Source organism: Cryobacterium sp. Sr3, assembly GCF_004402835.1.
Taxonomy (GTDB): Bacteria; Actinomycetota; Actinomycetes; order Actinomycetales; family Microbacteriaceae; genus Cryobacterium; species Cryobacterium sandaracinum.
In genome coordinates, this window is record NZ_SOFA01000032.1 from 49,894 (window position 1) to 71,605 (window position 21,712).

At 68.0% G+C, this 21,712-nt stretch carries 21 protein-coding genes; 7 read left to right on the forward strand and 14 right to left on the reverse strand.

Annotation, left to right across the window (positions count from 1 at the left end; genetic code table 11):
- Window positions 1–75: 75 nt before the first annotated feature.
- From E3N94_RS08905 to thyX, 3 genes are read right to left on the reverse strand one after another with little or no spacing between them, the layout of a single operon-like run.
- Window positions 76–1,752: a ribonuclease J gene (locus E3N94_RS08905; protein ID WP_194087077.1), complete on the reverse strand. Its 1,677-nt coding sequence runs from the start codon at window positions 1,750–1,752 to the stop codon at window positions 76–78.
- A 28-nt stretch (window positions 1,753–1,780) separates the two neighbouring features.
- On the reverse strand, window positions 1,781–2,758 hold the full coding sequence (gene dapA / locus E3N94_RS08910; protein ID WP_104101302.1) for a 4-hydroxy-tetrahydrodipicolinate synthase: 978 nt from the start codon (window positions 2,756–2,758) through the stop codon (window positions 1,781–1,783).
- 51 nt (window positions 2,759–2,809) lie between these two features.
- Complete coding sequence (gene thyX, locus E3N94_RS08915) at window positions 2,810–3,547, reverse strand: FAD-dependent thymidylate synthase (RefSeq protein WP_104101167.1); 738 nt, start codon at window positions 3,545–3,547, stop codon at window positions 2,810–2,812.
- A 78-nt stretch (window positions 3,548–3,625) separates the two neighbouring features.
- On the opposite strand from thyX, the gene E3N94_RS08920 reads away from it, so the two are divergent.
- The 4 genes from E3N94_RS08920 (at window position 3,626) to E3N94_RS08935 (ending at window position 6,035) form a co-directional block, all read left to right on the forward strand.
- Window positions 3,626–4,099: a thioredoxin family protein gene (locus E3N94_RS08920; RefSeq protein WP_134342208.1), complete on the forward strand. Its 474-nt coding sequence runs from the start codon at window positions 3,626–3,628 to the stop codon at window positions 4,097–4,099.
- The gene (locus E3N94_RS08925) at window positions 4,080–4,604 is read left to right on the forward strand and encodes a DUF4395 domain-containing protein (protein ID WP_104101163.1); all 525 of its coding nucleotides are present in this window, start codon (window positions 4,080–4,082) and stop codon (window positions 4,602–4,604) included. The genes E3N94_RS08920 and E3N94_RS08925 overlap by 20 nt, the downstream gene beginning before the upstream one ends.
- Window positions 4,605–4,702: 98 nt before the next feature.
- A complete protein-coding gene (locus tag E3N94_RS08930; RefSeq protein WP_104101161.1) occupies window positions 4,703–5,128 on the forward strand; it encodes an OsmC family peroxiredoxin in 426 nt (141 codons plus the stop codon).
- 16 nt (window positions 5,129–5,144) lie between these two features.
- Window positions 5,145–6,035, forward strand: a complete 891-nt coding sequence (locus tag E3N94_RS08935) for a TIGR01777 family oxidoreductase (RefSeq protein WP_134415804.1) — start codon at window positions 5,145–5,147, stop codon at window positions 6,033–6,035.
- A gap of 262 nt (window positions 6,036–6,297) precedes the next feature.
- On the opposite strand, the gene E3N94_RS08940 is transcribed toward E3N94_RS08935, so the two are convergent.
- On the reverse strand, window positions 6,298–6,735 hold the full coding sequence (locus E3N94_RS08940; RefSeq protein WP_104101156.1) for a tetratricopeptide repeat protein: 438 nt from the start codon (window positions 6,733–6,735) through the stop codon (window positions 6,298–6,300).
- On the reverse strand, window positions 6,732–7,514 hold the full coding sequence (gene dapB, locus E3N94_RS08945) for a 4-hydroxy-tetrahydrodipicolinate reductase (RefSeq protein WP_104101153.1): 783 nt from the start codon (window positions 7,512–7,514) through the stop codon (window positions 6,732–6,734). Before dapB ends, E3N94_RS08940 begins: the two co-directional genes overlap by 4 nt.
- A 44-nt stretch (window positions 7,515–7,558) precedes the next feature.
- Between dapB and E3N94_RS08950 the strand changes: the two genes are divergently transcribed.
- A complete protein-coding gene (locus E3N94_RS08950) occupies window positions 7,559–8,125 on the forward strand; it encodes a GNAT family N-acetyltransferase (RefSeq protein WP_134375129.1) in 567 nt (188 codons plus the stop codon).
- On the opposite strand, the gene E3N94_RS08955 is transcribed toward E3N94_RS08950, so the two are convergent.
- From E3N94_RS08955 to E3N94_RS08965, 3 genes are all read right to left on the reverse strand, one after another.
- Window positions 8,122–8,724: a histidine phosphatase family protein gene (locus E3N94_RS08955; protein ID WP_104101149.1), complete on the reverse strand. Its 603-nt coding sequence runs from the start codon at window positions 8,722–8,724 to the stop codon at window positions 8,122–8,124. The genes E3N94_RS08950 and E3N94_RS08955 overlap by 4 nt on opposite strands.
- Window positions 8,725–8,897: 173 nt before the next feature.
- Window positions 8,898–10,253 carry a pitrilysin family protein gene (locus tag E3N94_RS08960; RefSeq protein WP_134570099.1) on the reverse strand — a complete coding sequence of 452 codons (1,356 nt, stop codon included), beginning with the start codon at window positions 10,251–10,253 and terminating at the stop codon, window positions 8,898–8,900.
- Between the two features lie 110 nt (window positions 10,254–10,363).
- Window positions 10,364–11,437 (reverse strand): aldo/keto reductase, encoded by a 1,074-nt coding sequence (locus tag E3N94_RS08965; RefSeq protein ID WP_134570106.1) that lies wholly within the window; start codon window positions 11,435–11,437, stop codon window positions 10,364–10,366.
- 272 nt (window positions 11,438–11,709) lie between these two features.
- On the opposite strand from E3N94_RS08965, the gene E3N94_RS08970 reads away from it, so the two are divergent.
- A complete protein-coding gene (locus E3N94_RS08970; RefSeq protein WP_134342213.1) occupies window positions 11,710–13,329 on the forward strand; it encodes a peptide chain release factor 3 in 1,620 nt (539 codons plus the stop codon).
- A gap of 183 nt (window positions 13,330–13,512) precedes the next feature.
- Here the strand turns inward: E3N94_RS08970 and E3N94_RS08975 are convergent, their stop codons facing one another.
- Together E3N94_RS08975 and E3N94_RS08980 are read right to left on the reverse strand one after the other, a co-directional pair.
- Entirely contained in the window at window positions 13,513–15,555 is a 2,043-nt protein-coding gene (locus E3N94_RS08975) for a transglycosylase domain-containing protein (RefSeq protein ID WP_166790086.1), read from the reverse strand.
- A gap of 135 nt (window positions 15,556–15,690) precedes the next feature.
- On the reverse strand, window positions 15,691–17,379 hold the full coding sequence (locus E3N94_RS08980) for a ribonuclease J (protein WP_233191417.1): 1,689 nt from the start codon (window positions 17,377–17,379) through the stop codon (window positions 15,691–15,693).
- Between the two features lie 332 nt (window positions 17,380–17,711).
- Between E3N94_RS08980 and E3N94_RS08985 the strand changes: the two genes are divergently transcribed.
- Window positions 17,712–18,215, forward strand: coding sequence for a glutathione peroxidase (locus E3N94_RS08985; RefSeq protein ID WP_134570101.1), 504 nt, complete (start codon window positions 17,712–17,714; stop codon window positions 18,213–18,215).
- A 272-nt stretch (window positions 18,216–18,487) separates the two neighbouring features.
- Here E3N94_RS08985 and E3N94_RS08990 read toward each other — a convergent pair whose 3' ends face one another.
- From E3N94_RS08990 to E3N94_RS09005, 4 genes are all read right to left on the reverse strand, one after another.
- Window positions 18,488–19,351, reverse strand: a complete 864-nt coding sequence (locus E3N94_RS08990; protein WP_134570102.1) for a CoA ester lyase — start codon at window positions 19,349–19,351, stop codon at window positions 18,488–18,490.
- Window positions 19,348–19,833, reverse strand: coding sequence for a MaoC family dehydratase (locus E3N94_RS08995; protein ID WP_104101137.1), 486 nt, complete (start codon window positions 19,831–19,833; stop codon window positions 19,348–19,350). Before E3N94_RS08995 ends, E3N94_RS08990 begins: the two co-directional genes overlap by 4 nt.
- A gap of 11 nt (window positions 19,834–19,844) precedes the next feature.
- Window positions 19,845–21,011 (reverse strand): acyl-CoA dehydrogenase family protein, encoded by a 1,167-nt coding sequence (locus tag E3N94_RS09000; RefSeq protein ID WP_104101134.1) that lies wholly within the window; start codon window positions 21,009–21,011, stop codon window positions 19,845–19,847.
- Window positions 21,008–21,712 (reverse strand): biotin/lipoyl-containing protein (locus E3N94_RS09005; RefSeq protein WP_134570103.1); only part of this gene is annotated, 705 nt, incomplete at its 5' end. The genes E3N94_RS09005 and E3N94_RS09000, both read right to left, overlap by 4 nt.

Sequence of the window (21,712 nt, forward strand, 5' to 3'; positions counted from 1 at the left end):
ACGCCTGCGGGCGGCGATCAGCGACCGCGACATCAGGGCTGGGCGGACGCGCGGCATCCGTCGCCCTCGGCGGGATCAGGCCTCGATCACCAGAGGGACGATCATCGGGCGGCGACGGAAGGCGGTATTCACCCAGCGGCCGACCGTGCGGCGCACGATCTGCTGCAGCGCGAACGGGTCGCGCACCCCGTGCTCGGCGGCTTCCGCCAGGGCCGCCTCGATTTTCGGGCGCACGGCGTCGAACACCGAGGCGTCTTCGGCGAAGCCCTTCGCGTGGATCTCGGGCCCGACGATCACCTTGCCGGTGGCGGCGTCGACCACGATGATAATCGAGATGAATCCCTCCTCGGCGAGGGTTCGGCGGTCCTTGAGGTCGGCCTCGGTGATCTCGCCGACGGTGGAGCCGTCGACGTAGACGTAGCCGAGGTCCAGCTGGCCGACCTTGGTGGCCACACCGTCCCGCAGGTCGATGACCGTGCCGTCCTCGGCAAGGAGCACGTTCGCCTCCGGCACGCCGGTCTGCACCGCGAGCTTGGCATTGGCGACCAGGTGCCGGTATTCGCCGTGCACGGGCAGCACATTCTTCGGCTTCAGGATGTTGTAACAGTAGGTCAGTTCCCCGGCGGCGGCGTGCCCGGAGACGTGCACCTTCGCATTACCCTTGTGCACCACTGTGGCGCCCAGCTTGGTCAGGCCGTCGATGATCCGGTAGACCGCGTTCTCGTTGCCGGGAATCAGGCTGGACGCCAGGATGACGGTGTCGCCGTGGCCGACTTCGATCTGATGGTCCTGGTTGACCATCCGGCTGAGCACGGCCATCGGCTCCCCCTGCGAGCCCGTGGACATGTAGACGATCTTGTCGCCCTGGATGTTGCCGGCCTTCCTGAAGTCCACCAGCACACCCTCCGGCACCCGCAGGTGGCCGAGGTCGGCGGCGATGGTCATGTTGCGCACCATCGAGCGGCCCAGGAGCGCGACGCGGCGACCGTTCGCGTGGGCGGCATCGAGCACCTGCTGCACCCGGTGCACGTGGCTGGAGAAGCTGGCCACGATCACCCGTCGGGGAGCCCGGGCGATGACGTCGTCGAGGACGGGACCGATGGAGCGTTCCGTGGGTGTGAAGCCCGGGACATCCGCGTTGGTGGAATCGACCAGGAACAGGTCGACGCCCTCGGTGCCGAGACGCGCGAATTCGCGCAGGTCGGTGAGGCGGTTGTCGAGCGGCAGCTGGTCCATCTTGAAGTCGCCGGTGTGCAGCACGGTGCCGCCGGCGGTCTTGATGGCCACAGCCAGGGCGTCGGGGATGGAATGGTTGACGGCGACGAACTCGAGGTTGAACGGGCCGAGCCGTTCCGTCTGGCCCTCCTTGACCTGCAGCGTGTACGGCGTGATCTTGTGTTCCTTGAGCTTTGCCTCGATAAAGGCGAGGGTCAGGCCCGAACCGATCAGCGGAATGTCCGCACGCAGCTTCAGAAGGTAGGGGACGGCGCCGATGTGGTCCTCGTGGCCGTGCGTGAGCACGACCGCGAGGATGTCGTCGAGGCGATCCCGGATGGGGCTGAAGTCGGGGAGGATCAGGTCCACGCCCGGCTGGTGCTCCTCGGGGAACAGCACCCCGCAGTCGACGATCAGCAGCTTGCCGTCGATCTCGAACGTGGTCATGTTGCGGCCGATTTCGCCGAGGCCACCGATCGGCGTGATGCGGAGGGTTCCCGCCGTGAGCGGGGCCGGGTCGTACACATCGATGGGCACAGGCCCTCCTCGGGGTTCGGTGGAGCGGTTAGCGTGTCGTTCCGGCGACCTTCGGCAGGGCGCCGCCGGCCGCGGCATTGCGGTCCGGGCGGAAGTTGGAGAAGTTGACCCCGGGGATGTTCTTGACCAGGTCTATTTCGTCTTCGATCTGGGCGGCTTCCCACTCCTCCGGGCCGACGAGGGGCAGGCGCACGCGCGGGCTGTTGATTCGGCCGAGGCCGTGCAGGATGTACTTGACCGCGACCGTACCCGGAACGTGCGTCATGCAGGCCCGCACCAGCGGTTCGAGCTGCTGATGCGCGGCGGTGGCCGCCTTCAGGTCGCCCGCATTCACGGCGTCGACCATCTGGCGATACGGGGTGGCGGCGATGTTCGCCGTGACCCCGATCAGGCCGGTCGCCCCGATCGAGAGGTGCGGCAGAACGTTGGGGTCGTCGCCGGAGAAGTACATCAGGTCGGTCTGGTTGAGCACGCGGCTGACCTGGGCCAGGTCACCCTTGGCGTCTTTGACGGCGAGGATGTTCGGGTGCTTCGCGGCCCGCAGGATCGTCTTGTATTCGATCGGGATACCGGTGCGTCCGGGGATGTCGTAGAGGATCACGGGCAGATCCGTGGCATCCGCGATCATGCGGAAGTGGGTGAGAACGCCGGCCTGGGTGGGCTTGTTGTAGTACGGGGTGACGATCATGTTGCCGTCGGCGCCCGCCTTCTCGCTCTGCTTGGCAAGCTGCATGGCGTGGGCGGTCTCGTTGGACCCGCCGCCGGTGATGATCTTCGCGCGTCCGCCCGAGATATCCTTGCCGACCTCGACCAGGCGAATCTTCTCCGCGTCGGTGAGGGTAGACGTCTCACCGGTGGTGCCGGTGACGACGATGCCGTCCGCTCCGGCGTTGATGACGTCGTCGATGTGCTGGGCAACGCCCGCCCAGTCGACTTCGCCGTCGGCGGTGAAGGGAGTCACCAGGGCAACGAGGACCTGGCCGAAGGGATTCTGAGACATAGACACGAAGGACAGGCTACCGGTCAGTGTGCGGCCGCGCACCGCCGCGGCGTCACGTTACGGGGCGACGCGACCGTTCTTGTTAAAGGCGGCGTAGGTGAGCGGCATCAAGGTCGCGAACTGGTCTTCCATCTTCTCGGCGCACATCTCGATCTCGCGCTGCGGGAACGACGGGAAGTGGGTTCCCTCGCGCTTGGTACGCAGACTGAGAAAGTTCATCAGCGACCGGGCGTTCATGGTCACGTACATCGAGGAGAAGATGTTGAGCGGCAACACGATGCGGGCAACCTCGCGGGCCACGCCGGCTTCGAGCATCCGTTGATACGACGCGTAGGCGTGCGCGGAGGCCTCGCGGGTCAGCTGGTCGACCAGCGCGGCCTGCTCGGCCGTGCCGGGCAGGAAGTCGTAGGCGCCGGGCTTGCCGACCTGCACGAGGTTGCGGGTCGGGGCCGGAACGTAGAAGACCGGGTTCAGCTCGCGGTAGCGGCCCGATTCCTCGTTATAGGAGGCGATGCGGTGCCGCATGAACTCGCGGAATACGAAGATCGGCGCCTGCACGTAAAAGGTCATCGAGTTGTGCTCGAACGGCGAGCCGTGGCGGTCGCGCATGAGGTAGTTGATCAGCCCGGCGTCACCCGTGCTCGGGGCGTCGCCGTCCGATTCCTCGAGCAGGGCCTTGGTCAGGGTCTGCTCCCCCTGAGTCGACACCCGTGCGGCGAACAGCACATCGGAGTCGTGGGCGCTTGCGCGCACCAGTTCGACGGTTACATCGGAGCGGAACTCAATTTCAGACACGGCTAAACGATACCTGCTGCACGCGTAACCTGTCGTCACACGGACCCGCCCGGCCCGAGATCCTTGTAACGTCGCAGCATGAGTTCGACCTCCGCCCTGATTCTCGTGCTGGTTCTTGTCTCGGGCACCACCGTGCTGGGCCTCTTCTGGCGGTCCCGCCAGGGGCGCCCCATCGTGGTCACCCCGGCGGCTCCGGAGGCGCTCGGCGTGCCGGACGCGCTCACGCCGGCGGATGTCAGCAGCCGGGTTCCGTTCGGCGCGAACGCCACGCTCGTGCAGTTCTCCACCAGTCACTGCGCCCGCTGCCCCGGCACCCAGGTGCTCCTCGCCGGCCTGGCCCGGTCCCGTCCCGGCGTCGCGCACCTGGACGTCGACCTGACCCACCGCCGCGACCTCGCGAACCGGTTCGGGATCCTGCAGACCCCGACCACACTCATCCTCGACGGAACCGGTCAGGTGCGCGCCCGGATCGGCGGCGTTCCGAACCGGGCCGGCGTCCTCCGGCAACTCGACGACCTCACCGGGAGCAGCCATGCCCAGTTCGCCCGCTGAGCCCCGGCCGCAGCCCTCCGCGCGCCGGGCCCGCCCGGATCGCCCGGACCTCGACCCGCGCGGACCACGCTTCGGCGCCGCGATCACGGCCGTTCTGCTCCTGGTGGTGGTGTTCCTGTCGCTGACCGGGGCATCCGTTGCCGCCTTCGTCCTCCTCACGATCCTGGCGGCCCTCTTTGCCTGGGGTGCGTTCGCCGGCGCCGGGCGGCACCCTTACGGCGTGCTGTTCAAGACCGTCGTGCGGCCGCGGCTCGGCCCGCCCACCGCACTGGAGAAAGCGGCCCCGCCGACGTTTGCGCAGGGGGTAGGGCTGCTGGTCACCGTGACCGGCGTGGTGCTCGGTCTGGCCGGGCTGACGCCCGCTGTGGGCGTCGCTGCCGGCGTCGCGTTCGTCGCGGCGTTCCTGAACGCCGTGTTCGATTACTGCCTCGGCTGCCAGTTGTACCTGCTCCTGGTGCGTGCCGGCATCCTCGGACGCGGGCCGACGCCGCTGGCCGGGAGCTGACGGCCGCCGCAGCTCCATCCCTGATCATTGGCTGAGAGTGAACCCTATGTGGGCCGAGGCGACAGTTAGGCTGAAGCTTCACCTCAGGAGGCAACATCATGGCACTCACCAGCGAAGCAACAACTGTCTGGACCGGCGATCTGAAGTCCGGCAGCGGTACCGTCACCCTCGACTCCTCCAAGACCGCCGAGTTCCCGGTCACCTGGCAGGCCCGGTCCGTCGGCACCCCGAACACCACCAACCCGGAAGAGCTTCTCGGAGCCGCCCACGCGGCCTGCTTCTCGATGGCGCTGGCCAACGGCCTCAGCGCCGGCGGACACACTCCCGACAGCATCCAGACCACCGCGGCCGTGACCTTCGAAGCCGGCGTCGGCGTGGTGGGTAGCCACCTCCTGGTCAGCGCCAAGATCCCCGGCCTGACCGAAGAGGAGTTCGCGGTCTACGCCGAGGACGCCAAGGCCAACTGCCCGGTTTCGAAGGCGCTCGCGGGCATCCCGATCACCATCGAAGCCGAGTTGGCGTAGGCGCGGCCCGCACACAATGCGAGTTCTCGTCTCCGGTGCGTCCGGACTGATCGGCACCGAGCTGAGCGCACAGCTGCGCGCGGCCGGCCACACCGTGGCCCGCCTGGTGCGCCGCGATCCGCGCGGGGCCGATGAATTCCGCTGGGACCCGGCCGCGCTGAGCATGGACCAGGGCGCCCTCGACGGCGCCGACGCCGTGATCAACCTGTCGGGGGCATCCATCGCCCGTCTGCCGTGGACGAAGGCCTATCGCCGGGAGATCCGTGACTCGAGGGTGCAGGCCACACGCACGCTGACGGATGCCATGGGCCGGCAGGCGACACCGCCAGCCGTGCTGCTCAATGCGTCGGCCGTGGGCATCTACGGCGACCGTCCGAGCGAGGTGCTCACCGAGAACTCCCCGGCCGGCAATGATTTTCTGGCGAAAGTCACCAGAGACTGGGAGGCCGAGGCCGCACGTGCGCCGGAGTCGACCCGTGTCGTCACCCTCCGCACCGGGCTGGTCATCGCCCGCGGCGGCGCCCTGAAGCCGCTTCTGCCGATCGTCAAGCTTGGCCTGGGCGGCCCGCTCGGCCGCGGCACCCAGCACTGGCCGTGGATCAGCCTGCACGACGAGGCCGCGGCCGTCGTGCACCTGCTCACCTCGACGCTGTCGGGTCCGGTCAACCTGGTCGGCCCGACACCGGCCACCGCGAACGACGTCATCCGGGCCGTTTCAGCCGGGCTGCACCGCCCGTTCCTGGTGCCGGTGCCGGAATTCGTGCTGACGCTCGCACTGCAGGATGCCGCTCGCGCACTGCTGCTCGCCGACCAGCAGATCGTGCCGGAGAGGCTGCACACAGACGGTTTCGTCTTCACCCACAAAACCGCGGCCGAGGCCGTGGCCTGGATGCTCAGCCGCCCGTAGTTCTGACGGTTCGCGGCCTCGGACGGCCAAGGTGCCACCCTGCCCGGGGTTCGGGCGCGGTCGGGGATGCGGGCGCGGTCGCAGCGGGCCGAGGGCATCCGTCGCGACGTAAACTCGTAGAAAACCGGGACACGCCGCATTTTTCGGTTGCTCCGGCGGCGTGTCGCGAAAAACTTTGCATTTAGCGCGCGGTGATGGATGCCGGTGAGCTGGTTCGAGGGCCGGGTCACCGGATTTCGGCGGGCTCACGCACCGGTGGAGGCTAGGCGCGCTCGAGGGAGATCGCGGTACGGATGGCGCCGCGGGCGCGACGGCGGTCCCCCGATGAGTTGTAGGCCAGGCCGAGCCTGAACCAGGCGCGCCAGTCGTCGGGGGCGGCATCGACGGCCGCCCGGTAGATCGGGAATTCGGCGTCGGCCTCGTCCCGCATGGGGCGTCCGCTCGGCCGGATCGGCAGTTCTTCGACGGGGAGCCCGCCCTCGGCCTCCAGCCGGCGCACGAGCCGCTCGGAGTTGCGCCCGAACCGGAGTTCGGCGACCAGCGCCCAGACTCCGACCAACGGGAGCACGAGAAGCGCCACCCCGATCACGATGCCGATGATTTCGCCGCTCTGCAGGAATAACACCGCTCGCCAGCCGACGAGAACCAGGTAGAAGACCAGCAGCAGGGCCATCAGGCCGGCGGCAAGCCGGCCCTTCATACGGCGGCCTCACCCGGGTGGGCAGTTGTGGCCGTCGTCGGCGCACCCAGTCCGAGATCGATGATCTGGTCGAGCCCGACGGTGACGCCGACGGCCGTGCGGGTGGCCGCCAGGGCCAGCAGGATGCCACGTTCGTAGGATGCGGCCGACAGGGTGTTGTGGCTGATCGTGAGGGTCTCCCCCGCACCGCCGAAGAACACGTCCTGGCGGGCGAGCATGCCGTCGAGGCGCAGGCTGTGCACGGGAATGCTCGACACCTGCTGGCCACGAGCGCGCTGGTCGGTGTGCGGCGCCGACACCGGCCCGATTTCGGCCCTGGCCCGCCCGATCAGTTCGGCGGTGCGCACGGCCGTGCCCGACGGAGAGTCCACCTTGCCGGCCCGGTGGGCCTCGACGATCTCGATCGAGTCGAAGAAACGGGCGACGAGCACCGACAGGCCGGTCGCGATGACCGACGCCATCGAGAAGTTGGGGATGATGACGACGCCGATCTCATTCTGCCCGGCGAGGCGGGCGGAGAGGGCGTCGATGCGGTACTGCGACCAGCCCGAGGTGCCCACGAGCACGCGCAGGCCGTGGTCCACCGCGAAGTCGACCACGCTTTGACTGACCCCGGGCAGGGTCAGGTCGATCACGATCTCCGCGCCGATCATCTCGGACAGGTCGCTCTTCGAGTTCAGGCCGGCGACGAGGACGTACTCCTCGGACTGCTCGACGAGACCCGAGACCAAGCGGCCCATCGTTCCCGATACGCCGACGATGGCCACCCGTGTTTTCATGGGTCCAATCTATCAATCGCGGGGCATCGAGTTAGCCTTGGGCCATGCCTGACTCCCCCGCCCTTGCCTTCACCGCTGTGTCGGTGACGGATGCCGGCTCCATCGTGCTGCTCACCCAGTACTTCAGCGATCGGGAGTCGGGCTTCCCGGCCGCACAGGGCCGGTACCGCACCACGTTCCCCGATCCGGTCCAGTTCCTGCCGCCGTCCGGGGTGTTCCTGTTGGTCAGCGAGCAAATGGGACCGGCCGAACGAGCGTTTGTGGGGTGTGGCGGCATCCGTCGTCTCGAGGACTCCCCGACCGGAAATGTGCGGTTCGAGATCAAGCATCTCTGGCTGCAGCCGCAGGTGCGCGGGCGCGGCTGGGGGCAGTCGCTGCTGACCGAGCTCGAACGACGCGCGCGGGAGTTCGGCGCCGACGACGTCGTGCTCGACACCAACGCGAGCCTGACCGCGGCCGGAGCACTCTACGCGCGGTCGGGCTACGAGTCCTGCGCGCCGTATAACGACAACCCGAATGCCACGACCTGGTATCGCAAGAGCCTCACCCGGAAGACGGACGGAGCCGGGCCAGCCGAGAGCCGGCCGCCCGGAACCCGCCTATCCACCTAGAACAGGAGCGGGTCCGGCAGACCGGTGCGCAGCTCCACGGGGAGGTGTCCGGTGTCGTTGTGGGTCAGCAGCGTCCAGGGGCGGCCCGGTTTTTGGTGCAGCACGGTGAGGCCGCAGTTCGCCTGGTTGATGCTGATCCACCGCCAGTCCGGGGCGCCCAGTACCTCCCGCACGAACCAAGCGATGACGAAGTTGTGGGTGATCAGCAGGTCGTGGCGTTCGCCGCGGCGCGGCTGGAGGAACTCGGCCACGGCGTCGCCCATCTGCGCGCTGCCGGCCTCGATGTCGGCCTCAGTGACCCTGCCGAAGAACGGCGCATAGGCCGACGGCGTCTCCGGCGCCCTGCCGGAGGGGATGCAGTCGAAGAGCAGCGGGCTGGGCACCGAGGTCAGGGCCGGCAGTCGCTGCGCGATGATTTTCGCCGTGTCGGCGGCGCGCTGCAGCGGGGAGTGCCAGGCGTCCGTGAACGGCACGCCGCCGAGACGCTCGGCGATCAGCTGAGCCTGCCGGGTGCCGCGCGCGGACAGAGGCCCGTCGGGCATGCCGTGCTCGGCATCCTGCTGTTCACCGTGACGAACGAGGTAAATGTAATGGTGCAAGGGGATCTCTCTCAGTCAGGAGCCGCACATCAGCGTGTGGCCCCGGCTTTGGGTCTCGGTGGTTCTGGGAATTCAGTATCTGGGCATTCAGTATTTGGGCACTGAGTTTTTGGGCTCCGAGTTTTTGGGCTCCGAGTTTTTGGGTACCGAGTTTCTGGGCTCGACCGTTCTGCTCAGGAGGGCACGAAGGTCGGCAGGATCGCGGCGAAGACGTCGTCGTCGAGCGCGCCGACCGCGGAGATGGAGAGCGAGCCGGCGGCCAGTTCGGCGGCGAGGTTCTGAACGTCGTCGGCCGTGACGCGCGCGAGCCGGCGGAGGGCCTCGTCGAGGTCGATGAACTCGCCGAGGGTGATTTCGGCGCGGCCCAGCCGGGACATCCGGGTATCGGAGTCTTCAAGGGCGAGAGCGGATGCGCCGGACAACTGACCCGCGGCCCGCTTCATCTCGTCGGCCGTGACGCCGTTGTCGGCGAGTCGGTGCAGCTCGCCCAGCATCAGCTCGGCCACCTGGCCGGACTTCGCCGGGGTGCAGCCCGCGTACATGCCGAACAGTCCCGCATCCGAGTAGCCGGGCGCGAAGGAGTAGACCGAGTAGGCCAGACCGCGCTTCTCGCGGATCTCCTGGAACAGGCGCGAGGACATGCCCCCGCCGAAGATCGAGGTGAGCACGCTCATGGTGACGCGCCGCTCGTCGGTGGCCAGGAGGCCGGGGAAGCCCATCAGGATGTTCGCCTGTTCGAGCGGGCGGCGCACGATGGTGACCGGATCACCCTGACTGAGGGCGGCGGGGGCTCCGGACCGGCGGCCGACCGGGGGCGCGAAAACACTGAGGTCCCAGCCGGCGAGGGCGAGGGACCGGGTGACTGCTGCGACCAGCACGTCGTGGTCGACCGCGCCGGCCACGGTGACGACCAAGTCTTGTGGGCGGTAGTTCGCCCGGTAGTGCTCTAGAACGGCGGCATGGGTGGCCGCACGGATCGTGTCGGGACTGCCGCCGATCGGGCGCCCGAGCGCGTGATCTCCCATGACCGCCTCGAAAAAGCGCTCATTGGCGACGTCGGCCGGGTCGTCGTCGGCCATGGCCAGCTCTTCGAGGATGACGCCCCGCTCGTTCTCAAACTCAACCGGGTCGAGCAGCGACGACGTGAGCATGTCGGTGAGCACCTCGACCGCCATCGGCAGGTCTCGGTCTTGCACCTTGGCGTAGTAGCAGGTGTATTCCTTGGCCGTCATCGCGTTGTGCTCACCGCCGACCGAGTCGAAGGCGATCGCGATGTCGAGGGCGGTGCGCTTGGCGGTGCCCTTGAACAGAAGGTGTTCCAGAAAGTGGGTGGACCCGAAGTGGCCGGGCTCCTCGTCGCGGGAGCCGACCGCGACCCAGAAGCCGATGGTCAGGCTGCGGCTGCCGGGAACGTGTTCCGACACGATGCGCACACCGCTCGGCAGCACGCTGCGGCGCACCAGGGAATCACCTGCCGCGCGGAACGAGAGTTCGGGCAGATCCAGAGAGAATTCGACGGCACCGTTCATGACTAGACCACCTTACGTCACGGCGCCGACGCGGCCCGGGTGCCGACACCGGTGTTCGGCCGGCACCGGTGCGTCAGGCCGAGATCCGGTGTTCGGCCGGCACCGGTGCGTCAGGCCGAGATCCGGTCGAGGTCCACCATGTCGCTGCGGGTCAGACGGATGCCGGCCGCCGTCACGAGGGCGTCGACCTGTTCGGGCTGGCTGGCACTGGCCACCGGCGCCACGACCGGCCCCCGTGCGAGCAGCCACGCGATCGCGATCGCCGCCGGCGGCGCCTCGTGCTCCTCGGCGATGCGGTCCAGCACCGCGAGCACGCGGAATCCGCTGCGGTTGCGGTATCGGGCGCCGCGGGAGCTGCGAGTGGTCTTCTCCAGATCGGTCTTCGACCGGTACCGGCCGGCCAGAAATCCGTGGGCGAGCGCGAAATAGGGGAGCACCGCCATTCCCTGGGCGCGGGTGACGAGGGCGAGAGAGGATTCGAATGCGGTGCGGTGCAGGAGGCTGTACTGCGTTTGCAGGGCAACGAAGCGGGGCAGGCCGTTCGCCGCGAGAACCCGGGCCTCCATCAGGCGTTCGGCGGAGAAGTTGGAGGCGGCGAGGTAGCGCACCTGACCGCGGCGCATGAGCACATCGACGGCGCCGAGGCTCTCTTCCAGCGGCACGGTCGGGTCGTCGAAGTGGAAGTGCAGCAGGTCGATGTAATCCGTCCCCAGCCGGTCGAGGGAGGCGTGCACGGCGCCGATGATGCTGCGGGAGGAGAGCCCGGGGTTGTCGAGGTTCTTGCCGATCTTGGTGGCGATGACGGTGCTGTCGCGAGTTCGGCGCGAGCGCAGCCAGGACCCGATGATCACCTCGCTGCGGCCGGAGGTGTAGCTGTCGGCCGTGTCGAGGAAGTTGCCGGCCAGGTCGCGGTGGCGGTCGAGGATGCGGTGGCTCGTGGCGCCGTCTGCCGTCCACCCGAACACGCTCGTGCCGAGTGCCAGCGGGTGCACGGTGAGGTCGGTGTCGGCAATCGTGCGGCGGAGCGCCAGGGGGGACGCCCCGGTCGCGGGGGCGGCCTGCGGGACGTACAGATCCGGGATCGCGAGCGGGGGCGGGGGCGGGGGCGAAAAAACCGCCTGCGGGGCGGTCGGGCTGGACGTCGAGATCGGAGCCGGGCCCTGTCCGGTCGGATGAGCGGGCATGCTGGTGGTCGTACGGCGGGAACCATGCATGCCCGGACGCGGCATCCGTCGTCTCCCTTCGGTTGAGCCGAGGTTATCCCCGGGGCCGAACGTTGCGAAGGACACGCCTGGACCGTTACCAAACCGTGCGCGCATTGGGCCTGAACCCCGCCGCCGGAAGCGGAGAACCAGTTCCCAGAGTGTGAAGTTAGAATCGGGGGAACCGATTCCTGAGTAGCGGCCGCCCAGGCAACGCCCCCCGCCTGCCCGAATCATCCGCGAAAGAAGGATCCATGACGCAGCTCGCCGGCGTGTCCACGCCCGAGGTACTGAAAGAAGCGCGCAGGCGACGCACGTTCGCCGTGATTTCGCACCCCGACGCGGGGAAGTCGACGCTCACCGAGGCCCTGCTGCTGCACGCGCGGGCCATCACCACGGCCGGCGCCACGCACGGCAAGGCCGGCCGACGCGGCACCGTCTCCGACTGGATGGCGATGGAGCAGGCCCGCGGCATCTCCGTGACCAGCGCGGCGATCCAGTTCGAGTACCGCGACACCGTGATCAATCTGGTGGACACCCCCGGGCACGCCGACTTCTCCGAGGACACCTTCCGCGTGCTCTCCGCCGTCGACGCCGCAGTCATGCTCGTCGACGCCAGCAAGGGTCTCGAGGTGCAGACCATGAAGCTCTTCGAGGTGTGCAAGCAGCGCGGCCTCCCGGTGATCACGGTCATCAACAAGTGGGACCGTCCCGGTGCCGAGGCGCTGGACCTGATGGACGAGATCCGGGAGCGCACGGGACTCCTACCCACTCCCCTGACCTGGCCCGTCGGGATCGCCGGTGACTTCCGCGGCGTGATCGACCGGTCCTCGCACGAATTCATCCGCTTTCACCGCACCGCCGGCGGAACGAAAGCCGCCGAACCCGAGCGCTTGAGTGTGGCCGTCGCGGCCGCCGAGGAGGGCGCAGCCTGGGTCACCGCCACCGAGGAGTCCGAGCTGCTCGCCGAGGAGAGCCAGGACCACGATGAGGCCCGCTTCCTCGCGAACGAGACCACCCCGGTGCTGTTCGCCGCGGCCGTGCTCAACTTCGGCGTGCAGCACATTCTGGACACCCTCGTGGACTTCGCGCCGGCCGCGGAAGCCCGGGAGGACGCATCCGGTGGCCACCGCCCCGTGGACAGCGCCTTCTCCGGTTTCGTGTTCAAGGTGCAGTCCGGTATGAACGCCTCGCACCGCGACCACGTCGCGTTCGTGCGGGTCTGTTCGGGTCAGTTCCGGCGCGGGATGATCGTGACCCACGCGGCCAGCGGGCGGCCGTTCGCCACCAAGTACGCGCAGCACCTGTTCGGGCGCGAGCGGGAGGTGGCCGACGAGGCCTGGCCCGGCGACATCGTCGGCCTGGTCAATGCCTCCGCCCTACGGGTGGGCGACTCGATCTTCGAGATCGAACCGGTGGAATACCCGCCGCTGCCGATGTTCGCGCCCGAGCACTTCCGGGTGGTGCGGTCGGCGGACTCCAGCAAGCACAAGCAGTTCCGTCGCGGCATAGACCAGCTTGACCACGAGGGTGTCATTCAGGTGCTGCGGTCGGAGCTGCGCGGCGACCAGGCGCCGGTGCTCGGCGCGGTCGGGCCGATGCAGTTCGAGGTTGTGGAGGAACGGATGACCCACGACTTCGGCGCCGCCATTCGCACCGAGGCTCTGCCCTACCAGCTGGCCCGGCGCACCGACCGCGCGAGCGCCGAGATCCTCGGCCACGACCGCCAGGTCGAGGTGCTGATGCGCTCCGACGGCACGCTGCTCGCCCTGTTCAGCACTCCGTGGCGGCTGCGCAACACCGTGCGCGACCACCCCGAGCTGATGCTGGAAGACCTCGCCACGGGCAGCAACGAGGTTCCCGCCGCGTACTAGGCGAGTCGGTCCTGATTCGCAGGCCAGCAGCCCGAACGAATTCGACGGAGATTCTGCCGAAAACCGGCCCAAACCGGCCGGAAAACCGGATTCAGGCCAGAATCTCCGTCGAATTGGTTTGACGCCACGAGGGCAGCGGCCAGCACGAGGGCAGCGGTCAGGCGGATGCCGTCGGGCATGGGGTCAGCGGGTCAGGTCGCGCGGCGGCTCCGTGAACTCGTCTCCGCCGTACTTTTCGTTGGCGACGCCCATCATCTCGGGCCACATCCGGTGCCGGGCCGTGGCCGCCTGCCCGCTCTCGAAATATGTCTCCCGCTGGTCTTCGCCGACCCCGGACACGTTCATGACGCCCACGATGGTGGCGACCTTCGTGCTCGCACCGGCCATCCAGGTGTCCCCGTTCTCATCGGTGGTGCCGGTCTTGCCGATCATCGGCACCTGCGGGTCGGTGTCGTAGTACGACGGGCTACCCGAGCCTCTGGTCATCACGCGCTCCATCGCGTAGCTCATGGCCGCGGCAACCTCGGGGGTGACGGACTGCGTGCAATTCGACTGCGGGGCGGGAAGTTCGGCTCCGTCGGGGCCGGTGATCCGGTCGATCACGATCGGCGTGCAGGTGACGCCATTGTTGGCGATCCCCGCGTAGGCGGCGGCCATCGTCAGCGGCGCGATCTCGTTGGTGCCCAGCACCGCGGACGCGCCCTGTTCCAGCGCGCCACCATCGGCGCGGTGCACGCCGAAGGCTTCGGCCGTCTTGCGGATGCCGCAGAGGTCGAGTTCCTTGGCCATTCCGATGAAGCCGGTATTGATCGAGTCGATGGTCGATTCCAGGGCGGAATAGGAGGAATCGTCATCCGAGGAGGAGTCGTTGCCGGGCGCAAAGCTCTCGCCGTAGTCCTGGGGACCGTTGCAACTGTCCTCGAAGGTTCCCCACTCGTCGCGTTCCCAGGCGCTGACCGAGTCGGCGAGCGAATTACCCTGAGTGAGCCATTCGGCGAGGGTGAAAACCTTGTAGGTCGACCCGGTCTGGAATCCGTTGGAGCCGCCCTGGTCGAGATCGGTGTTGTAGTTGATGCCGGTGAAGTTCGCTCCGGTGTCGGCCGGGTCCTGGCTATAGTCCTTGTTCTGGGTCATGGCCAGCACCCGCCCTGTACCGACGCCCACGCTCGTGATCACGCCGCCGACATCCCAGTCCTCGAAGGTCTTGGGCACGTTCTCGGCCATGGTGCTCTCTGCCGCGCTCTGCAGGACGGGGTCGAGGGTCGTGTACACGTTGTAGCCGCCGAGCCGGAAGTTGGCCAGGCGGGCATCGGCATCCGCCCCGAAGGCCGGATCGTTCCGGAGGGTCTGGAGCACCAGGTCGCAGAAGTAGGCGCTTCCGCCCGCGGTGCGGCACCCCGTGCTCGGTTCGGTGATGGTCGGTTCGATCGGAGCGCTGATCGCGGCGTCGTGGTCCGCCGTGCTGATCTTCTCGTTCTCCTGCATCTCGTCGAGGATGTAGTCACGGCGTTCTTTGTTGGCCGCGTACCCGTTGGCGGCGCCGTTGGTCGTGCTGTCGGGTTCGTCGAGCTGGAACTTGACCGGGTTGTTCACGATCGCGACGAGGCTCGCGGCCTGCGGCAGCGTCAGCGCGGCCGCGGTCGTGTTGAAATAGTAGTTGGCGGCCGCCTCGATGCCGTAGACGGATCCACCGAAGCCGGTGATGTTCAGGTACTGCCGCAGGATGTCGTCCTTGGAGGACTTCTTCTCCAGACCGACGGCGAGGCTCATTTCCTTGAGTTTGCGCCACGGGCTGGTCTCCGTGGCCGCGTCGTAGCAAATCATGCGCTCGGCGTCGTCGGAAAGGGCCTCGCACTGCTGCACGAGCACATTTTTCACGTACTGCTGGGTGATCGAGGATCCGCCGCGGACGTCGCCGGTGAACAGCGTGGTGACGGCGCCGGTGAGGCTGCCCCAGACGTTCACGCCGCCGTGCTCGTAGAATCCCGGGTCCTCGCCGGAGGTCGCCGCATCCTTCACGTACTGGCTGATCGCATCCGAACTCACTTCGACCCGGTTCTGGTCATAGAAGGAGGCGAGCAGATAGGGCGAACCGTCACTCGCGGTGGCGTAGATGTTGCTCTTCTGCGACAACCGGCCGATTGACAGGTCGTCGGGCAGATTGACCACGGCCACGATCGCCGTCGTCGCCAGCAGGGCCACGATGACACTGAGCGCGATCAGCACACGCGAACGCCGTCGGGACCGACGGGCGTTTTTCCTACCGGACATTTCAGGGGTCATGAGCGCCGAGTCGTTTCTGGTTGCGAAGGAAGCGGGAGGGCCACCGGGCCGAACGGCCCGGCGGCCCGGCGGCTACAATCAGGCGTCGACGACGACCGAAGTGATGACCGGGATGCGGCGGTACTTGCGCTGCATCCAGCGGGTCAGACTCTGCGTGAAGATGTCTTCGAGCTCTGCGCCGTTGACGATCTTGACCTTGTTCGCGGCGCGCAGGGCGTCATCGATGGACTTGGTCGCGCCCTGGATCCACTCGTTGTCCTGCACGAAGCCGCGGGCGATGAACTCGACCGGCTCGGTGAGAAGCCCGGTTCGGGTGTCGAGGATGCCGAGGATCGTGACCGCGCCGTCGTTGGAGAGCTGCACGCGGTCGGCGAGAGCCTCCTCGGAGCCGCCGCCGCCGACCGTCATACCGTGCACGAAGACGAGCTCGGCAGCCACGCGGCCGGTGACTTTCGCGACACCGTCGACGAGGTCGACGACCACGCCGTCTTCGACGACGAGGACCTGGTCCTCGGGGACGCCCGTGCGGATGGCCAGATCGGCATTGGACTTGAGGTGGCGCCATTCGCCGTGGTACGGGATGACGTTCTTGGGTTTGACGATGTTGTAGACATAGACGAGTTCGCCGGCCGACGCATGGCCGGAGACGTGCACCTTGGCATTGCCCTTGTGCACGACGTTGGCACCCCAGCGGGTGAGGCCGTTGATGACCCGGTAAATCGAGTTCTCGTTTCCGGGGATCAGCGAACTGGCCAGCAGAACGGTGTCGCCCTCGCCGATCTTGATGGTGTGCTCGCGGTTGGCCATGCGGGCCAGCGCGGCCATGGGCTCACCCTGCGAACCGGTGCAGATCAGGACGACCTTGTCGTCCTTCATCCGGTCGAAGGCCTTGACGTCAACCAAAAGGCCCTTGGGCACCTGCAGGAAGCCCAGTTTCTCGGCGATGCCCATGTTGCGCACCATCGAGCGGCCGACGAAGGCCACCTTGCGGTTGTGGCGGGCGGCGGCGTCGATGACCTGCTGGATGCGGTGCACGTGACTGGCGAAGCTGGAAACGATGATCCGGCGAGGAGCGGTGCGGAAGACGGCGTCGATGGCCGGGCGGATGTCTTCCTCGGTCACCGTGAACCCGGGAACCTCGGCGTTGGTCGAGTCGGTCAGAAACAGGTCGACGCCCTCTTCTCCGAGCCGGGCGAAGCCGGGGAGGTCGGTAAGGCGGTTGTCGAGGGGGAACTGGTCCATCTTGAAGTCGCCGGTGACGAGCACGAGGCCGGCCTCAGTGCGGATCGCGACGGCGAGTCCGTCGGGGATCGAGTGGTTCACGGCGAGGAACTCGAGGTCGAACGGGCCGGCCTTGCGGCGCTGACCCTCCTTGACCTCGATCAGGCGCGGCGTGATGCGGTGCTCTTCGAGCTTCGCTGTGACGAAGGCCAGGGTCAGCTGTGATCCGATGACGGGGATGTCCTTGCGCTCGCGCAGCAGGTACGGCACGCCGCCGATGTGGTCTTCGTGGCCGTGGGTGAGCACGATGGCCTCGATGTCCTGGAGGCGGTCGCGCAGCGACGAGAAGTCGGGCAGGATCACGTTGATGCCGGGCTGGGTCTCTTCGGGGAAGAGAACGCCGCAGTCCACGATCAGGAGCTTGCCCTTGTGTTCGAAGACCGTCATGTTGCGGCCGATCTCGCCGAGACCGCCGAGCGGGGTGACGCGGAGGCCGCGCCTGGGCAGCTGCGGCGGCGTGGACAGGTCGAGCGGGTGCTTGGTCAAAAAAACTCATTTCTCAGTGTGAAAACGCGCGCGTCGCGGGCGTGTCTCGCGTAGTGGACCGTGGTCGGGTCCTGGTGAACGGATGTTCTGGTGAACAGATCGTGCAAAGTCTGGATTCGGGCGGCCGCGCCCGGGGCGGACGCTAATGTCCGATCGGGTCGGAGTCGAGGCTGAGTCCGAAGGCGGTGGCGTCAGGTCCGTGAAGTCATCGACACGGCAGTCGAGAGGGCACGGATGATGCTCATGACGACTCATTCTATCGCAGCCGGGTCAGCCCCTTCACCGCTCCCCTGCCCAGCCTTCTCGAAGGCAGCACCGGTAGCGTCAGCCGCATGTCTGCCTCAGAGCTGTATTCGACCCCACTCACCTTCATCGACGGCACGGAAACGACCTTCGGCCAGTTCGGCGGCAAGGCCGTCCTGGTCGTGAACGTCGCCTCGAAATGTGGGTTCACTCCGCAGTACGCCGGTCTCGAAGCGCTCTACCAGAAGTACCAGCACGAGGGACTCGTCGTGCTCGGCCTTCCCTGCAACCAGTTCATGGGACAGGAGCCAGGGGCCGAGGCGGACATCGAGTCGTTCTGCCAGAAGAACTACGGCGTCACCTTCCCGCTGAGCGTGAAGGTCGACGTGCGCGGCAGGCACCAGCACCCGCTCTACGCTCAGCTGACCAAGTTCAAGTCGGGCCTGCTGCCCGGTCTGATCAAGTGGAACTTCGAGAAGTTCTTGGTAAGTCCCGAGGGTGAGATCGTCAACCGCTTCGCGTCGACGGTCGAGCCGGAGTCCGACGAGATCGTGCAGGCGATCGAGAAGACCCTCGCGGCCAACGCCGCCTAAGAGCCCACCGAGCCGGTTGACGCCCCTGGCTCCCCCGGGGTGGATGGGCCCAGGACGAGCCCGCGCGTGTGGTCAACTCAGGACATCCGTCGCCCTCGTGAACCTGCCGCCCCGGACCAGTGCGGAACCGGCGTGGATGCCCGGCGTGGCCAGACGTATCTCCTGACTAAGCCACAAGGCGCCACGGATATGCCGCAGGGCTTACGCGGTTCGGGCAATCAGCGGTCGCCCCGCGCTGCGCCGTGAACGAATTCGACGCCGAACAGAGGCAGCTAGTGGTCCACCGAGTCGGCCGGAGCCGATCCCGTCGGAAATCCCGGTTCCGGCGGGACGGTCGCCGCCCGCCGCAGCACCGCCTCGGCGTGGCGCAGCAGGGGTGCGTCGATCATGCGCCCCTGGTAGGCGAACACGCCCCCCTCTCCCGCGGCCGCCTCCAGGATTTGCCACGCCGCCGTGACCTCGGCAGGCGTGGGCCGGTAGGCGGCCCGGATGACGGGCACCTGGCTGGGGTGGATGCAGGCGGTGGCGCGAAATCCGCTCGCGACCGCATCCACCACCTCGGCCTGCAGACCCTCGAGGTCGGGGATGGCCAGGAACACGCCGTCCACGGCCGCCTTGTCGTTGGCCCCGGCCGCCAGGAGCACAGCGGACCGAGCATGGCGGGCGATGGCGCGGTAGCTGCCGTCGGGGAACCGGCTCGAGCTGCCGCCGAGCGAGGCCACCAGGTCGTCGGCACCCCACATCAGCGCCACCACATTGGGCTCGGCCGCAATCGAGGGGGCGGCGAGCACCCCCGCGGCGGTCTCGCAGAGTGCGATCACCTCGAACCGGGCGAGAGCGGCGAGGTGGGCGGCGCTCACGGTCTTCGGCAGCATCACGTAGCGGTACAGGGTGTCGTCGAGGGCGGCGAGGTCAAGCTGGAAGTCGGGCGTGTCGGCCGGGTTGACGCGCACGACGGTGCGTTCGGGGTCGAGCGGATGGCTGACCAGCAGGCCGCGAGCGCGTGCCCGGTTGCCGGGCAGGAGCGCATCCTCCAGGTCGAGGATCACGGCATCCGCCCGCTCCGCCGCCTTGCAATACCGGTCGGGGCGGTCGGCCGGGCAGAACAGCAGCGCGGGTCCAAGGTCGAAGCTCATTGGACGGCCGCCCGGCACCAGACCAGCACCGTGCGCTCGGCCGTGGCCACCACGTCGCCCTCCTGGTTACGACCGGTGTGCCGAAGCGTGACCAGCCCCTGGCCCGGCCGGGACGCCGACAGCCGGCGGGCGGTGACGATCGTGTCGGAGTAGAGGGTGTCGCCGTGGAAGAGCGGATGCGGGAACGTCACCTCCCCGAAGCCGAGGTTCGCCACGATCGTGCCCTGCGTCAGCTGCGCGACCGAACTGCCCACCAGCGTCGCCAACGTGAACATCGAGTTGACCAGGCGCTGCCCGAACGGCTGGGTGGCCGCCCACGCCGCGTCGAGGTGCAGTGCCTGCGAGTTCATGGTCAGCGTGCTGAAGAGCACGTTGTCGGCCTCGGTCACCGTGCGACCGGGGCTGTGCCGGTAGCGGGCCTCGAGGTCGAATTCCTCGTAATACAGCCCGCGCTGCTCGATCGTGCGTCGTTCGTCGCTCATTTTCCTCCCGCCTAACCGGTGAACCCAAGCGCCCGCGAGATGACCATCAGCTGAACCTCGGTAGTGCCTTCACCGAGCTCGAGCACCTTCGAGTCGCGGTAGTGCCTCGCCACCGGGTTCTCGTTCAGGAACCCGTAGCCGCCAAAGATCTGGGTCGCGTCGCGGGCGTTGTCCATGGCGGCTTCGCTTCCCACCATTTTGGCAATCGAGGCCTCCATTTTGAAGGGGTGTCCATGCACCATTTTCATGGCCGCGTCGTAGTAGGCGAGGCGGGCCGTGTACACGCGAGCCTGCATCCGTGCGATCTTGAACGCGATGTGCTGGTTGGAGCCGATCGACCGGCCGAACACATTGCGGGTGTTGGCGTAACGGATGGACTCCTCGAGGCAGCCCTGTGCCGCACCCGTGCACAGCGCGGCGAAGGCGATGCGCCCCTCGTCGAGGGTCTGCACGAAGTTGGCGAAGCCGCGGCCGCGTTCGCCGAGCAGGTTGGCCTCGGGCACGCGCACGTTCTCGAAGAGCAGCGGATGCGTGTCGGAGGTGTGCCAGCCCACCTTGTCATAAGCCGGCAGCGCCGTGAACCCCGGGGTCGGGGTGGGCACGAGGATGGCCGTGAGCTCCTTCTTCACCGAGCCGTCGGGGCGCTCGGACTCGCCGGTGACAGCTGTCACGGTGACCAGCCGGGTGATCTCGGAACCGGAGTTGGTGATGAACTGCTTCGTGCCGTTGATCACCCATTCACTGCCGGAAAGCTCGGCCGTGGTCTTCGTGCCGGCGGCGTCGGAGCCGGCATCCGCCTCGGTCAACCCGAACGCGGCGAGCGCACGCCCGCTGGTCAGCAGCGGCACCCACTCCTGCTTCTGCGCCTCGGTTCCGCGCCGGTAGACGGGCATGATGCCGAGCCCCACGCCGGCCTCGAGGGTGACGGCGATGGACTGGTCGACCCGGGCAAGCTGCTCGACCGCGAGGCAGAGCGCGAAGTAGTCCTGGCCCTGGCCGCCGTACTCCTTCGGGAATGGCAGGCCGAACAGGCCCAACTCCCCCATCTGGGCGATGATGTCATAGGGCAGGCTGCGCTTGGTGTCGTACTCGTAGGCGGCCGGCGCTACGACCATGTCGGCGAAGTCGCGCACGGTGTCGCTGAGCTGCTGCTGCTGCTCGGTCAGTTCCTGTTTCACGTTGGGTCTCCCTTGACTGGCGTGGCTGGTGGTGTGGCTTCCGTCCCGGTGGTCACGGCGGTGGCGGCGACTGTGGCGACGATCTGGTCGAGGCGCACGAGGTCACCCGGGCGCACGCCGATGGTGAGCCGGCCATCCGTTTCGGCCAGCAGATGGTGCTCCATTTTCATGGCCTCCACGGTGAGGATGCGCTGGCCGGCGACGATCAGGTCGCCCGTGGCGAGGTGCACGGCAACCACGGTCCCGGGCATCGGCGAGCGCACCTCCGGCCGGGCCGCCCCGGCCTCTCCCCCGGCCCGGTCGAGGCCGGTGAGGCGGTCGACGAGCTGCTCGGCCCGGGAGCGGTGCACCAGCTCGGTGCCAAAACCGCTCTGGCCGAGCCAGAGGCGCGGGCCGTCGGACACGAGCTGCAGCACCTCAAGGCGGCCGCCCAGTTCACAGGCGAAGGTATCGGCGTGGCCGGTGACGGGCGCGAGTCGGCCGGGAACGGGCATCCGTTCGTCGACGGCCACGGTCAGGCCGTCCGGGCCGGTCAGCACGGCAACGTCGACGGTTTCGGTGGCGCTGACCCGCAGGCTGTAGTGCACCGGCCGGGCCGGACCGAGCCGCCAGCCGCTCGGCTGTGCCCACAGGCCGGCGGCGGCGCTCGTCGTGCCGGTGCCCGCGGCGTCGGCGCCCGCGGCGGCAGTGCGGGCGGTGGC

Excerpts from the sequence above, each read along its gene's own strand:
- E3N94_RS08920 (WP_134342208.1), top strand. The coding sequence starts at position 3,626 with ATGAGTTCGACCTCCGCCCTGATTCTCGTGCTGGTTCTTGTCTCGGGC.
- E3N94_RS08925 (WP_104101163.1), top strand. The coding sequence starts at position 4,080 with ATGCCCAGTTCGCCCGCTGAGCCCCGGCCGCAGCCCTCCGCGCGCCGG.
- E3N94_RS08930 (WP_104101161.1), top strand. The coding sequence starts at position 4,703 with ATGGCACTCACCAGCGAAGCAACAACTGTCTGGACCGGCGATCTGAAG.
- E3N94_RS08935 (WP_134415804.1), top strand. The coding sequence starts at position 5,145 with ATGCGAGTTCTCGTCTCCGGTGCGTCCGGACTGATCGGCACCGAGCTG.
- E3N94_RS08940 (WP_104101156.1), bottom strand. The coding sequence starts at position 6,735 with ATGAAGGGCCGGCTTGCCGCCGGCCTGATGGCCCTGCTGCTGGTCTTC.
- dapB (WP_104101153.1), bottom strand. The coding sequence starts at position 7,514 with ATGAAAACACGGGTGGCCATCGTCGGCGTATCGGGAACGATGGGCCGC.
- E3N94_RS08950 (WP_134375129.1), top strand. The coding sequence starts at position 7,559 with ATGCCTGACTCCCCCGCCCTTGCCTTCACCGCTGTGTCGGTGACGGAT.
- E3N94_RS08960 (WP_134570099.1), bottom strand. The coding sequence starts at position 10,253 with ATGAACGGTGCCGTCGAATTCTCTCTGGATCTGCCCGAACTCTCGTTC.
- E3N94_RS08965 (WP_134570106.1), bottom strand. The coding sequence starts at position 11,437 with ATGCCCGCTCATCCGACCGGACAGGGCCCGGCTCCGATCTCGACGTCC.
- E3N94_RS08970 (WP_134342213.1), top strand. The coding sequence starts at position 11,710 with ATGACGCAGCTCGCCGGCGTGTCCACGCCCGAGGTACTGAAAGAAGCG.
- E3N94_RS08985 (WP_134570101.1), top strand. The coding sequence starts at position 17,712 with ATGTCTGCCTCAGAGCTGTATTCGACCCCACTCACCTTCATCGACGGC.
- E3N94_RS08990 (WP_134570102.1), bottom strand. The coding sequence starts at position 19,351 with ATGAGCTTCGACCTTGGACCCGCGCTGCTGTTCTGCCCGGCCGACCGC.
- E3N94_RS08995 (WP_104101137.1), bottom strand. The coding sequence starts at position 19,833 with ATGAGCGACGAACGACGCACGATCGAGCAGCGCGGGCTGTATTACGAG.